The sequence below is a fragment of the Pseudomonas sp. R1-18 genome (genome assembly GCF_051132095.1).
Lineage (GTDB): Bacteria > Pseudomonadota > Gammaproteobacteria > Pseudomonadales > Pseudomonadaceae > Aquipseudomonas.
In genome coordinates this window covers 3,907,280-3,920,300 of the sequence record NZ_CP071658.1, presented here as the reverse complement: position 1 = coordinate 3,920,300, position 13,021 = coordinate 3,907,280, and the positions used below count along the sequence as shown (strand labels likewise).

Sequence of the window (13,021 nt, the reverse complement as noted above, 5' to 3'; positions counted from 1 at the left end):
TGAAGTTACTGATCCATGTCAGCCTTACCGTCGGATTATCACCGAATCTGTAATAAAGATTCACATTTCTCCATGCTTATCGCCGTGCCAGCCGCCCCCTAGAATCGCGCCACTCAAAGGTGCTTCATCTCCATTCGGGAACTTGCAGCTGTGCCGCGTCGCATCATCGGAGGGTTCAAGCCCCTCAGTGTTCTGGCTTTATCATTTGTCATCAGCGGCTGTATCGGAACCCACGGAATCGCACCTCAAGGCAGCGCATTGTCAGTCGATGGCCTGGCCACTGACAAGGCGATCCAGAGCGCTGCACAGGACGCACACTGGCCGACCGGCCAGTGGTGGCGTGCGTATGCCGACCCCCAACTGAACCGTTTGATCGAACTCGCCGTCGAGGGCAGCCCGAGTCTTGCCATCGCGGCGGCCAGGGTGCGTCAGGCCAGAGCGATGGCAGGCCTTGCCGAATCTGCCGAAGGCCCTCAGGTCAACGCGACGGCAAACCTGGCGCGTCACGGCTGGCCGAACGATCAGTTCTATGGGCCGGGCGCCCTGGCCGATACTCGCACCTGGGACAACAATGCAGCGCTTGGCTTGAGCTACCCGCTGGATTTCTGGGGGCGTGACCGTAACGCCAGCGAACAGGCGCTTGACATGGCGCATCAGAGCGCCGCGCAACAGCGCCAGGCACAGCTGGAGCTGCAGGAAAATATCGTCCGCGCCTACATCCAGCTGTCGTTGAACTACGCGCAGCTCGATATCGCCGAAGCGACTCTCAGCCAGCAACAACAGCTTCTGGACCTTGCTCAACGACGTCTGAAAGGTGGCCTGGGTACGCACTTCGAAGTGAGCCAGGCCGATAGCGTCCTGCCGGAAACCCATCGGCAGATCGATGCGCTTGAAGAAGCGATTGCGCTAGGTCGTAACCAGTTGGCGGCGCTGACGGGCAAGGGACCGGGTGAACCTGTAGCCGCGCAGCGACCGACGTTGTCGTTGCGCACTGCGCTGCGCTTGCCTTCGGCACTGCCTGCGCAGTTGCTGGGTCAGCGTCCGGACGTTGTCGCCAGTCGCTGGGCAGTTGCCGCCCAGGCTCGCGGTATCGACGTCGCCCACGCCGGTTTTTACCCCAATGTCGATCTGGTCGGCAGCCTGGGCTACATGGCAACCGGCGGCGGGATGCTGGAGTTTCTGACCGGCAAAAAATTCAGCTACAAAGTGGGCCCGGCCATCAGCCTGCCGATTTTCGACGCCGGTCGTCTGCGTGCCGAGCTCGGGCAGGCTTCGGCCGGTTACGACATCGCCGTGGCGCAGTACAACCAGACGCTGGTGATGGCCCTCAAGAGTATTTCCGATCAGCTGATTCGTCGCGAATCGATGGACAAGCAGCAAGTGTTCGCCGCCGAGTCGGTCGCTTCGGCGCAAAAGACCTATGACATCGCGATGATTGCCTACCAGCGCGGCCTGACCGACTACCTGAATGTGCTCAATGCGCAGACTCTGCTATTCCGCCAGCAGCAAATTCAGCAGCAGGTCGAAGCCGCGCGTCTGACTGCTTACGCCGGCCTTGTGGTTGCGCTGGGCGGCGGCCTGTCGGCGGGTGATGACACGCCAGGCGATGAGCAGACCCAGGCGCCCAAGACCCCGGCGGTGTTGGCGGTGCTTCATCAATGATGCGATTTGTCCGCTGTCATGAATCGCGCGCAGTTCCGGCAGGAGCGCGCTTGCCCGCGACAGGGCATCGCGGGCAAGCGCACTCCTACGGCCTTATCCAATGACCCACCTCCTGCAACAACTCACGGCCTTACCCTGGCGTCGTGAATTCAACGGTTGGGCGCGCAGCGACGGGGTGACCTGGATCTATATCTTCAAGGTGCTGCTCGCTGCGTTTGTTACCTATTGGGTGGCGCTGCGCCTGGAGTTGCCGCAACCGCGGACGGCCGTGATCACGGTGTTTATCGTGATGCAGCCGCAGAGCGGGCAGGTGTTCGCAAAAAGCTTCTATCGCTTGCTGGGTACGCTGGCCGGCTCGGTGATGATGGTCCTGTTGATGGCGCTGTTCGCCCAGAATTCGGTGCCGTTTCTGGGCTGCCTTGCGCTGTGGGTCGGGCTCTGCTCGGCGGGGGGCGCGCGCTATCGCAACTTCCGCGCCTACGGCTTTGTGCTCGCCGGCTACACCGCGGCAATGGCCGGCTTGCCCGCGCTCGCGCACCCGGAGGGCTCGTTCATGGCAGCAGTCTGGCGGGTGCTGGAGATTTCGCTGGGGATCGTCTGCTCCACGGCGATCACCGCCGCCATCCTGCCGCAGAGTTCGGCTGCCGCCATGCGCAACGCGCTGTACCTGCGCTTCGGCGTGTTCGCCCGTTTCGTCGTCGAAGGGCTGCACGGCCGTCATGAACAAGCCGCGTTCGAGACAGGCAACGTGCGCTTCGTGGCCGAGGCCATCGGCCTGGAAGGGCTGCGCAGCGTCACTGTCTTCGAGGACCCGCACATGCGCAGGCGCAACGGTCGATTGAACCGCCTCAACAGCGAGTTCATGGCGATCACGACGCGGTTCAATGCGATGCACCAGTTGCTCGAAAGGCTGCGGGCCGAGCGGGCAGGTTCGCTGATCATGCATATCGAGCCGGGCATCGACGGGCTGACCGATCTGTTGGAAGCGTTCGCCGACCGCGCCCTGACCAACAACGATGCGCTGCACCTGGTGCAGCGGCTGGAGTCGTTCAAGGCGGATTTCCCGCGCCGGGTGCGCAGCGCCAGAGCCGAGCTGGAACAGACCGGGCCGAGCGAAGCCGAGCTGCTGGATTTCCACACCGCTTATGAACTGTTGTATCGCTTCGTCGGCGAGTTGCTCAACTACGCCGAAACCCACGCTTCTCTGGCGGACCATAACCACGTGCGCGAAATGTGGCAGGAGTCCTTCGTTCCCAGAACGCACTGGATGACCGCGCTGGCAGCCGGGCTTCGCGCCAGTTGTGTGGTGGGCCTGATGAGCGCGTACTGGGTGCTCACCGCCTGGCCCAGCGGCGCGATGATGACCCTCGCATCAGCGGCGACGGTTGCATTGTCGTCGACCACCAACAACCCGCGACGGCTGTCCTTCCAGATGGCCTGCGGCACATTGCTCGGCGCCATCGCAGGCTTTGTCGAAACCTTTTTTCTGTTCCCGCACGTCGACGGTTTTCCGCTGTTGTGCGTGTTGCTCGCTCCGGTCTTCATGTTCGGCGCGTTCCTGGGCTCACGCCCGCAGTGGTCCGGTTATGGGCTGGGCCTGCTGATTTTCTTCAGCATCGGTTCGGTGCCTGACAACCTGACGATCTACAACCCTTACACCTTTATCAACGACTACATCGCCATGGTCATCGGCATGCTGCTGTGCGCGGCGGCTGGCGCGATCATCCTGCCGCCCAACAGTCGCTGGATGTGGATGCGAATGGAGAACGAGTTGCGCCGACAGGTGGTGTTCGCCATCAGCGCGCCATTGAACCGGCTCGGCTCCAGCTTTGAAAGCCAGACCCGTGACCTGATGCACCAGGCATATGGCCTGGCGATCGGCAAACCTCTGGTGCAGCGCGAACTGCTGCGCTGGATGTTCGTAGTACTGGAAATCGGCCATGCGGTGATCGAGCTGCGGCGTGAGCAGGCGGTGCTGCCGGTTCACCCCAGCTATGCGGAATATCGTTCCTGGCGCATTGCGATCCGGGCCATGGGCCGCGCCTTGATCCGCCTGTTCATCCAGCCGGACGCCAGCAACCTCGAACGCTGCCTGAACGCTGTCGATCATGCCATTGAGCGCGTCCAGCGCACCGACGAGCCTTTCGCCTCGCACTTCGACACCTCGGTGCTGCGCCGGGTCAAGAGTTACCTGCACTTCATACGCAGCTCGCTGCTCGACCCACAATCACCGCTGGCGACCTATGCGCCTGACCGCTTTGCACAAGGACCTTCCAGTGCCCCGTGAAATCGCCTTCCACGGCCTGTACATGCCCAGCATGACCCTGATGTTTCTGATCGCCGGTGTGCTGGCCTGGGCGCTGGACCGGTTGTTGTCCGGGCTGGACCTGTACCGATTCTTCTGGCACCCGGCGCTGCTGCGCCTGAGCCTGTTCGTTTGCCTGTTCGGCGCCCTGGCGCTGCCTCTTTATCGCTGACCCCGGTTCGAGAATTTCGATGAAAAAGCTGTTCAGTTTTATTGCCACGCTGCTGGTCCTGGCCCTGGCCATTGTGATTGGCAGGACGCTGTGGGTGCATTACATGGACACCCCGTGGACCCGCGACGGCCGGGTTCGCGCCGACATCATCAATGTGGCGGCCGACGTGTCCGGGATCGTGGTCGACGTGCCCGTGCGTGACAACCAGCGGGTGAAGAAGGGCGACCTGCTGATGCAGATCGATCCGGAGCATTACCAACTGGCGGTCAAGCAGGCCCAGGCGTTGTTGGCCTCCCGCAAAGCCACATGGGAGATGCGCAAGCTCAACGCCAAGCGCCGGGCGGACATGGACGAGCTGGTGATCTCTGCGGAAAACCGCGACGACGCCAGCAACATTGCTTCATCGGCACTGGCCGATTACCAGATGGCCCAGGCGCAGCTGGAAGCCGCCGAGCTGAACCTGTCTCGCACCCGGGTTCTGGCGTCGGTTGACGGTTATGTCACCAACCTCAACGTCCACCGGGGCGACTACGCGCGGATCGGCGACGCCAAGATGGCGGTAGTCGACATGAACTCGTTCTGGGTCTACGGCTTTTTCGAAGAAACCAAACTGCCCCGCGTTCAGGTCGGCGACCCTGCAGAAATGCAATTGATGAGCGGCCAGGTACTCACCGGCCAGGTCGAAAGCATCGCCCGAGGGATCTACGACCGTGACAATCCAGAAAGCCGGGAGCTGATCGCCGACGTCAACCCGACCTTCAACTGGGTACGCCTGGCCCAGCGCGTACCGGTTCGCATCCACCTGGACCCGGTGCCGGACAATGTACTGCTGGCTGCCGGAATCACCTGCACGGTAATCGTGAATCCTGCGGATGTGCATTGATCCTTGTGACGGCGAAAACTGTGGGAGGGCGCTTGCTCGCGACTGCGGTGTGTCAGTCGCCCTTGTAGGGGCGGTTAGACAGTCGTCGCGAGCAAGCTCCCTCCCACGCGTGAGCGGCGAGCCACCAACTGCAGAAACCAGCTACAACGACGTATTCAACCCGAATCGTCTGCTCAACACCTTCTCCAGCAACCCTTTGGGCAGCCATTGCGCCAACAGCGGAAGCGCCCGCGAGCCGTTGCCCAGGCGCAGCAGACGTGGCGGGTTGGCTTGTTGGGCGGCTTTGAGCACGTCGCGGGCGAAGTCCGTAGCGGGCGTAGGATTGTCCTGGGAGGCTTTGGCCCGTGTGCGGATGCCTTCTCGCACCGGCCACCAAGGGCTCTGTTCGTTGATCAGTTGCTCAGCCTGATTACTGGCGTTTTTGGCGAAGCTCGAAGCGATTGCACCGGGCTGGACTTCCATGACCTGCACCCCGAACGGCGCCAGCTCCAGACGCAAGGCATCGCTGATCGCATGAACGGCGGCCTTGGATGCGCAGTAGGCGCCGGCGAATGGCGTGACCAGAATCCCCGAAACGCTGCCGATGTTGATCACCAACCCTTTATTGCGACGCAACGCCGGGAACAGCGCACGGGTGACGCCGACGACGGAAAACACATTGGTTTCGAACTGGCGCTGCATGGCCTCCACGCCGCCGTCGAGCAACGGACCCATCGCGCCGTAACCGGCGTTGTTGATCAATACGTCCAGACCGCCGTGCTCCAGCGATGCGGCGATCTGCTCCAGCGTAACGCTGTCGTTGACATCCAGCTGCACCGCGATGAACCCGGCGGCGCTCAATGCGGCGACGTCTTCGGCGCGGCGAGCCGTGGCCCAGACCTCATAGCCGGTGGCCTTGAAAGCATCGGCCAGCGCGCGGCCGATGCCGCTGGAACAGCCTGTAATCAGAGCGATGGGCATGGCAGGTCCTTGTAAAGGCTTGTGAAGAAAACAATAGAGGTCAATCCGAGAAACTGCCTTGCAGGTGTTCCGCACGAAATTCCAGCGTCTGCGGGCGATAGCCGTTACGCAACGCCGGAAGCGGCACGCAGTCCTGCCACTGCGCGTCCGCTTGCAGCGCACCGGGGCCGCGATAGCGTGCCGAAGTGTAGGTGTTGTCCGCCAGATTCACCGTGTCGCCCGGCGCATAGGCCGCGATTCGCCAGCGCAGCTCATGCAACGGCACCCGGTTGGTATTGGTGATCTGCACCTGCAGCGGCCGGTCGGCCGGGCATGCCTGTGGCGCGTAGCCAAGGCGAATATCCAGCCGCTCCAGCTGGTGTGTCTCGCGGCTGTCCTGCCAGACCACGACGGCGGCGACGATAGCCAGACCGACCACGGCCGCCAGCGACACCGGCAGCGCCTTGGCAGGGTAGCGCAGCAGCAGGATAAGCCAGGCCAGGATGAGCAGCACACCGATCAACATGAGTCGCGTCTCTTTGAAGGTGAAGCGGACATCCTACAGAAAGCGAGGTGTGAGTTGCCAATGGGCCGGCAAAGACCTCGCGCGGCGCGATTCAGCGGTATTTTTTGATTGGCACAAAAAACCCTCAACACTCTCCTGCGGATGGGGATACGCAGAAAAGTGTTGAGGGTCAGGTTTTCCGCCTGCCGCTTGCCTGTTATCAGCGCGCGATGGTCTGGGTCTTCACGCCCGCTTCCAGTGCGCCCGAACGACCGTAGATATCTTCGAACCGCTCGATATCGTCTTCGCCCAGGTAGCTGCCCGATTGCACTTCGATGATCTCCAGCGGGATCTTGCCTGGGTTTTTCAGGCGGTGTACCGAAGCGATCGGGATGTAGGTGGACTGGTTTTCAGTCAGCAGGAACACGTTCTCGTCGCAGGTGACCTGAGCAGTACCCGACACCACGATCCAGTGCTCGGCGCGGTGGTGGTGCATCTGCAGCGACAGGCACGCGCCTGGCTTGACCGAAATGCGCTTGACCTGGAAACGGCCGCCCATGTCCACCGAGTCGTAGGAACCCCACGGACGGTAAACTTCGAGGTGGTTCTGGGTCTCGGTACGGCCCTGTTCGTTCAGGGTGTTGACCATCTGCTTGACGCCCTGGACCTTGTCCTTGTGGGCAATCATCATCGCGTCCTTGGTTTCGACAACCACGATGTTGTCCAGACCGATCACCGATACCAGCTTGCCGTTGCCATGGATCATGCAGTTGCGGCTGTCCTGGATGACCACGTCACCCTTGGTCACGTTGCCGTTTGCGTCTTTCTCATGGACGTCCCACAGCGACGACCAGCAACCCACGTCGCTCCAGCCTGCTGTCAGTGGCACTACGCAAGCGCGCTGGGTTTTTTCCATCACGGCGTAGTCGATGGAGTTGTCCGGGCAGCATGCGAAGGTGGCTGCATCGATCTCGACCGCGTCGCCGTCGTGAACGCTGCGCTCCAGGGTCAGCATGCAGGTGTCGTAGATGTCCGGATCGTGCTTTTTCAGCTCTTCCAGGAAGCGGCTGGCACGGAACAGGAACATGCCGCTGTTCCAGTAGTAACCGCCGGCTTCGACGAACTCGGCGGCGCGCACTTCGTCCGGCTTCTCGACGAACTGCGATACGCGGCTCACGCCTTCAGGCAGCAGGGCGTCGGCGGTGGACTTGATGTAGCCATAACCTGTTTCCGGTTTGGTGGCCGGAACGCCGAACAGCACCATCTCACCGCGTTCGGCGGCGACAGTCGCCAGAGCCAGTGCGCGTTGCAGCGCTTTCTGGTCTTCGATGACGTGGTCGGCCGGCATGACCAGCATCAGGCCGTCGTTGCCTTCATTGACCAGCTTCATCGCGGTCAGGGCCACGGCCGGTGCGGTGTTGCGACCAAACGGTTCCATCAGGATCGCCTGGGTTTGCAGTTTCAGGGCCGCCAGCTGTTCGGTGACGATGAAACGGTGTTCCTTGTTGCAGACTACGATCGGCTGTTGCATGCCGTCGAAGACCAGACGCTCAAGCGTCTGTTGGAAAAGCGTGTGTTCGCCGGTCAGTGCCAGGAACTGTTTCGGGAATTGCTTGCGCGAAAGCGGCCAGAGTCGTGAACCGCTACCGCCTGACAAGATCACTGGAATCATTTTGTTTCTCCAATAGCATTCAATAAGGGCTGTACGTCGTTTCTGTCGTTTCTTTCTCGTTCTTGTACCGCGTCGGTCGGTCATGGGCAGGGCCGTGACCGACCGATCAAATCCGTTTAGCGGTTAGCGACAGGTGGCTTGACCCACACTGGCGACAGGCTGTTGCCGCTGCCGGTGATGTACAGCACGGCGGCTTCGCCACGCTCCAGCGCTACCGGTTTCACATCAGTGACTTTCTTGTCGCCGTCGTACAGCGCCAGGCTGACCTTGACGGGGTTGATCTCACGCTCGCCAGTGCCCTTGGCGGCTACGGTCTTGACGACCTCGGTCTTGCCATCGGCAGTCTTGAGGGTCAGGGATTTGTCGGTGAGGTTCTGAACGCGAACCAGCGACTTTTGCTTGTTGCGGAATGGAGGCTCTTCCACCAGTTGCGGCTTGCCGCTCGCGTGGTTGACCAGGGTGTAGTAGTGATCGCTGGCCAGTTTCACCGGCACGGTCTGGCTACCCAGCTTGGCGGTGTAGTCGCCCTGTGGCATGAAGCTGAACGCGGTGCTGCCCAACGGCGCAACTTCGTTCATGTTGGTGTTGCCGACGCTGGCGCTGATTTCAGCGCTGCTGGCGTTGTAGACACGCACAAAGGTCGAGCCTTTCGGTGCGGTCGGGCCGTACAGAGCCGAATCACCGGCAAACGCTTGCAAGGACATCAGGCCCAGGCCGGCAGCCATGGCGCAGGTTTTGAACAGGCGGTTTTTAGCCAGACGATTTGGAGTTTTCTGTAAGGTCATGAGTCAGTCCTCTCAGTTTTGCGCCCGGTTGGGCGACTCGGATTGTTTGGCGTTTAGTGCCAGATTTTCTTGGTTATCACGCGATTTCTTCAGCTCGGCGATCCACTGTGGATCAAACTCGCCAAGGTCGTTGTGAGCGGGCAGATAACGTTCAGGGAATTCCCAGATCACCACTTGTGGCGCTGAATTCTTGAATGCATCTGTTTGCAGGTACTTGAGCATTGGCAGGATCGGGCCTTTGCCGTCTTCGGCGTAATTGACCACGTCGCTGCGCAGTGCCTGCTTGAGCGCACCTACGAAATTCCAGTTCGGGTTGGCGCTGTAACTGGTGCCAACCAGGCCGACCGGTACCTCGCTGTCTGCAAAAAGAGCGTCGTCACCGGTTGGCGCAGATTGGACAAGATCGGTGCTCATTTGTTGCAAAGTATCTGGTTTTGGCAGCAAATTTGTGAAAAGTGGGTCCAGCGGCAGGAAGTTGGTCAGGTCGCCCTTATAAGGGGCGCTGTCCTTGGCCTGGGTAACAAACTGCGCGGGTTCACCTTCCAGCGGCGCCTTCTCGGCAATGGTCAGCCCCAGTTGCTGCGCGGCCACTTCGGCGCCCATGGGCGTCCAGTGGGTGTCAGTACGCAGGAACACCTGGCCTTTCTGCTTGGCCGCTTGCAGCGGGGCGAGCAGATCCGGCGCGACGATGCCGGCCTTGGCCACTTCGGCGTGGAACTGCTGATAAAGATCGACGTGCAGGCTGGCCGGCTTGTTGTCACCGATGTGCTCGGGATACAAGCGGGTCTTGGCCGGGACGATGGCCAGAACCAGCTTGCTGCCCTTGGCCTCCAGGGTGTCGCGGACACCCTGAATCAGCGCCAGGTTATCGGCTTCGTTCTGCTCGGCGTTGACCACCGCGTCGAACTCTTCGTCGGTGTACAGCCACTGATCCTTGCCAAGCACCACGCCAGGACGGCCTTCGTTGAACAGCTTGTAGTCCAGCGCCGCCCAGAGGTTGGTGCCCAGCCGCTTGATCGGAAACTCGTCGTCGTAGTGCGTCTCTGCCGCCTTGGTCCATTTGCCGTCGAGCACGGTGGTCTCGGTCGACGTGGAGAAGTTGGCAAAGCTGCGCAGCGACCAGATGCCCAGAGCCAGCAGCAGGCCCAGGAAGATCGCGATGTAGAGGATTCGTAATGAACGGGTCATGTCAGTCTCCTCAGAACTGGAAGTAAAGGAACGGCGAGAAGCTTTGCGCCGAAAGTTTGAGAATCGAAGCCACGAACAGCAGCAGAATCAGCGTGCGCATGGCGTAGCGGGGCCAGTCGGCAGTCCAGTAGGCCGGTTGTACTTGAGCTTCGGCGCCTACGGTGTAGCCGGGCAGATGCAGGCTGCCTGGGTTGTCGCCAGGTACCGCCTTGATGGTGCCGGGTTGTTCAGTAGCAGGGCCGTCGGCCTTGGCAACCTTGCGGTCCTGCGGCTCGCGGTTCTGGTAGAAGTCACGCAGGCCGAAGTAAGCCAGCGTCGCGTAAGCCACGACCATGGTTGCTACTTGCAGGCCGGTCAGGCTTGCGCGGTTGAGCTCGGACAGCTGCCAGTCGCCGAAGCTGAACATCGCGCCGTACATACGGGTGGCGACATGCAGGTTCTCGGCACGGAAGATCACCCAGCCAGTGACAACGAGCAGGAAGGTGAACGCCCAGCGAATCACGTTGAAGCTGTATGGCTTGGTATTGATGCCGATCGCTTTTTCAATCGCCAGCCACATGCCGTGCCATGCACCCCAGATGATGTAGGTGACGTTCGCGCCGTGCCACAGACCTCCCAACAGCATGGTCAGGAAAAGGTTGCGGTAGGTTGCGAACTTGCCGCCACGGTTGCCGCCCAGGGTGATGTACAGGTAATCACGCAGCCAGGTGGACAGGCTGATATGCCAGCGACGCCAGAACTCGGTGATCGACTGGCTGATGTAGGGCTGCTTGAAGTTTTCCATGAAGCGGAAACCCATCATCAGACCCAGACCGATCGCCATGTCGCTGTAACCGGAGAAGTCGAAGTACAGCTGCGCGGTGTAGGCCAGAGCGCCAAGCCAGGCGTCGCCCGTGGTCGGGTTCTGCAGGGCGAAGCAATGGTCGGCAACGACCGCCAGGGTATCGGCGATGAACACCTTCTTGATGAAACCCTGCATGAAGCGCGTGCAGCCTTCGGAGAACTTGTCCAGCGTGTGCGTACGATTGTTGAACTGATCGGCCAGGTCACGGAAGCGCAACACCGGACCTGCAATCAGGTGCGGGAAGATCGCGACGAATGCTGCGAAGTCGATCAGGTTGCGGGTCGCCGGCGTGTCACCGCGATAGACGTCGATGATGTAGCTGATGGACTCGAACACGTAGAACGAGATACCGATCGGCAACAGCACGTGGGTCAGGATGAACGGCTCAAGGCCCATGGAAGTCATGGCCGCGTTGATGCTGTCCACACCGAAGTTGGCGTATTTGAAGTAGCCCAGAATACCCAGGTCGACGACAACACCCAGCAGCAACCAGCGCTGCGCGCGTTTGGTCCTGACCCCGGCGGCACCCACTCTCAGGCCGATCCAGTAGTTCCAGACGGTCACGCCGATGAACAGCGCCAGGAAGTCCACACGCCACCAGGCGTAGAAGATGTAACTGGCAATCAGCAACAGCAGGTTGCGATAGCGTTGCCCGCTCAAGTAGTACAAGCCGAGGAAGATCGGCAAGAACAGGAACAGGAACACGTTGGATGAGAAAACCATCCTTATCTCTCCGTAGGTCCAACATTCAAGGGCTCAAGGCCCCCCCAAACCCCCCGTGGAAACCAAGGGGGGTGAATCCACTCACATCACTGTCTTGTAGGAGCGAGCTTGCTCGCGAAAAGGCCGGTACGTTCGCAACAGAGGTGTTGATCGAACAATCGCCATCGCGAGCAAGCTCGCTCCTACAAAAAGTTCCTGACCCATCAAGAACCGTTCTTGTCGCCCTTTTCATGCTCCGGGTCGTAGACCTTGGTCAGGTCGCCGCCGAGGCGAAACGTCTTGAACGGTTGCTTGTCGTGCTTCTCCTGCAACACATCCGCACTGCAGCTGTAGAGCGAGCAATAAGGTTCGAGCCAGGCGTACTTCGGATCCTTTTTCAGGTCTTCCATGTCCTGCTTCTCACCGCCGCGCGAGGCGAAGTCGTCCGGATCTTTCACGCCGGCCAGCACCCGGTCGGCCAGGCGCTTGAGCGCGGCGTTGTTTTCCTGGCGCAGATCGACACCGTTGGCCTGGGCGAAACTGGCGATCATCGCCAGCGGCGGCAACGCGTAGTTGTGATAGGCCAGAGCGCGTTGACGGCGCTTGATCTCGTTCGGCAGGAAGCCGTCCCTGTCCACCTGATTGGCGGCGACCTTGAACTCCTTCACCGCCCAGTCGAACAAGTCCTTGCGGTTGGTGGCGACGGAGGTTGCCATCACCGACCAGGCGGCCCAGTACGAGTGGTTGTTGACCTTGTCCAGCGGCAGGTTGCTCCAGTCACCGACCACCTGTTCACCCAGTCTGGCGAACCAGGCTTCGATGACCTGTGCTTCCTGTTGACGGTTGGCCAGCGGTTGGGAGTCCGAGAACTTCAGGCGCAGGTAGGCCGACGCCATGCTGCCCAATGCCCATTTGCGCATCGATTTGCCGGTGTGGTTGAAGTCCGTGGACTCCAGCGCATCGGCTTCGGCCCAGGTGGTCAGCATGTTCATGGCGCAATCGAGTTGCTCGGGGCGGCCATCGCGCATGTACTGCATGACCACTTTGCTGATGCCGCGCTCAAGTGTGGTGATGTCCTTGGTCGCATCGCGGAAGGCCTTTTCGGACTCTTCGTTGAGCGTCGCGCGGGCCTTGTCCGAGCCTTCGTACTTGCTGCGGAACACCAGTTTGTCGGTGTACGGCTTCGGCACGGCTTCGCACTTGAAGTCATTGCTGCCGGTTTTGACTTTCTCGATCGGCGCGTCGTAGCCCTTTGGTGGCACGAGCGTCGCGGCAGCGGACGCGGCTGTTGCCCAAGCCATCGACGACAGGATTGCCATCGACAGCAGGGTAGGGCGAATCAGTTTCGGAGTCTGCATCGGTCA

11 protein-coding genes are annotated in these 13,021 nt (G+C 60.9%); 4 read left to right on the top strand and 7 right to left on the bottom strand.

Going from position 1 to position 13,021, the window contains the following annotated elements; genetic code table 11:
* Positions 1–150: 150 nt before the first annotated feature.
* From J3P77_RS17930 to J3P77_RS17915, 4 genes are all read left to right on the top strand, one after another.
* On the top strand, positions 151–1,662 hold the full coding sequence (locus tag J3P77_RS17930; RefSeq protein WP_434677920.1) for an efflux transporter outer membrane subunit: 1,512 nt from the start codon (positions 151–153) through the stop codon (positions 1,660–1,662).
* 100 nt (positions 1,663–1,762) lie between these two features.
* A complete protein-coding gene (locus J3P77_RS17925) occupies positions 1,763–3,949 on the top strand; it encodes an FUSC family protein (protein WP_434677919.1) in 2,187 nt (728 codons plus the stop codon).
* On the top strand, positions 3,939–4,139 hold the full coding sequence (locus tag J3P77_RS17920; protein WP_434677918.1) for a DUF1656 domain-containing protein: 201 nt from the start codon (positions 3,939–3,941) through the stop codon (positions 4,137–4,139). Before J3P77_RS17925 ends, J3P77_RS17920 begins: the two co-directional genes overlap by 11 nt.
* Before the next feature lie 19 nt (positions 4,140–4,158).
* On the top strand, positions 4,159–5,022 hold the full coding sequence (locus J3P77_RS17915) for an efflux RND transporter periplasmic adaptor subunit (protein ID WP_434677917.1): 864 nt from the start codon (positions 4,159–4,161) through the stop codon (positions 5,020–5,022).
* A gap of 141 nt (positions 5,023–5,163) precedes the next feature.
* Here J3P77_RS17915 and J3P77_RS17910 read toward each other — a convergent pair whose 3' ends face one another.
* The 7 genes from J3P77_RS17910 to J3P77_RS17880 form a co-directional block, all read right to left on the bottom strand.
* Positions 5,164–5,982, bottom strand: a complete 819-nt coding sequence (locus J3P77_RS17910) for an SDR family oxidoreductase (protein ID WP_434677916.1) — start codon at positions 5,980–5,982, stop codon at positions 5,164–5,166.
* 40 nt (positions 5,983–6,022) lie between these two features.
* Positions 6,023–6,487 carry a multidrug transporter gene (locus J3P77_RS17905; protein ID WP_434677915.1) on the bottom strand — a complete coding sequence of 155 codons (465 nt, stop codon included), beginning with the start codon at positions 6,485–6,487 and terminating at the stop codon, positions 6,023–6,025.
* Positions 6,488–6,686: 199 nt separating this feature from the next.
* A complete protein-coding gene (locus J3P77_RS17900; protein WP_434677914.1) occupies positions 6,687–8,138 on the bottom strand; it encodes a mannose-1-phosphate guanylyltransferase/mannose-6-phosphate isomerase in 1,452 nt (483 codons plus the stop codon).
* Between the two features lie 116 nt (positions 8,139–8,254).
* Positions 8,255–8,923 (bottom strand): alginate O-acetyltransferase AlgF, encoded by a 669-nt coding sequence (locus J3P77_RS17895; protein ID WP_434677913.1) that lies wholly within the window; start codon positions 8,921–8,923, stop codon positions 8,255–8,257.
* 12 nt (positions 8,924–8,935) lie between these two features.
* Positions 8,936–10,111: an alginate O-acetyltransferase gene (locus tag J3P77_RS17890; protein WP_434677912.1), complete on the bottom strand. Its 1,176-nt coding sequence runs from the start codon at positions 10,109–10,111 to the stop codon at positions 8,936–8,938.
* 10 nt (positions 10,112–10,121) lie between these two features.
* Positions 10,122–11,678, bottom strand: a complete 1,557-nt coding sequence (locus J3P77_RS17885; protein ID WP_434677911.1) for an MBOAT family O-acyltransferase — start codon at positions 11,676–11,678, stop codon at positions 10,122–10,124.
* Positions 11,679–11,881: 203 nt separating this feature from the next.
* Positions 11,882–13,015 carry a mannuronate-specific alginate lyase gene (locus tag J3P77_RS17880; protein WP_434677910.1) on the bottom strand — a complete coding sequence of 378 codons (1,134 nt, stop codon included), beginning with the start codon at positions 13,013–13,015 and terminating at the stop codon, positions 11,882–11,884.
* Between the last annotated feature and the right edge of the window lie 6 nt (positions 13,016–13,021).

Coding starts and splice junctions, on each gene's coding strand:
- J3P77_RS17925 (WP_434677919.1), top strand. CDS start 1,763: ATGACCCACCTCCTGCAACAACTCACGGCCTTACCCTGGCGTCGTGAA.
- J3P77_RS17915 (WP_434677917.1), top strand. CDS start 4,159: ATGAAAAAGCTGTTCAGTTTTATTGCCACGCTGCTGGTCCTGGCCCTG.
- J3P77_RS17910 (WP_434677916.1), bottom strand. CDS start 5,982: ATGCCCATCGCTCTGATTACAGGCTGTTCCAGCGGCATCGGCCGCGCG.
- J3P77_RS17905 (WP_434677915.1), bottom strand. CDS start 6,487: ATGTTGATCGGTGTGCTGCTCATCCTGGCCTGGCTTATCCTGCTGCTG.
- J3P77_RS17900 (WP_434677914.1), bottom strand. CDS start 8,138: ATGATTCCAGTGATCTTGTCAGGCGGTAGCGGTTCACGACTCTGGCCG.
- J3P77_RS17895 (WP_434677913.1), bottom strand. CDS start 8,923: ATGACCTTACAGAAAACTCCAAATCGTCTGGCTAAAAACCGCCTGTTC.
- J3P77_RS17890 (WP_434677912.1), bottom strand. CDS start 10,111: ATGACCCGTTCATTACGAATCCTCTACATCGCGATCTTCCTGGGCCTG.
- J3P77_RS17885 (WP_434677911.1), bottom strand. CDS start 11,678: ATGGTTTTCTCATCCAACGTGTTCCTGTTCCTGTTCTTGCCGATCTTC.
- J3P77_RS17880 (WP_434677910.1), bottom strand. CDS start 13,015: ATGCAGACTCCGAAACTGATTCGCCCTACCCTGCTGTCGATGGCAATC.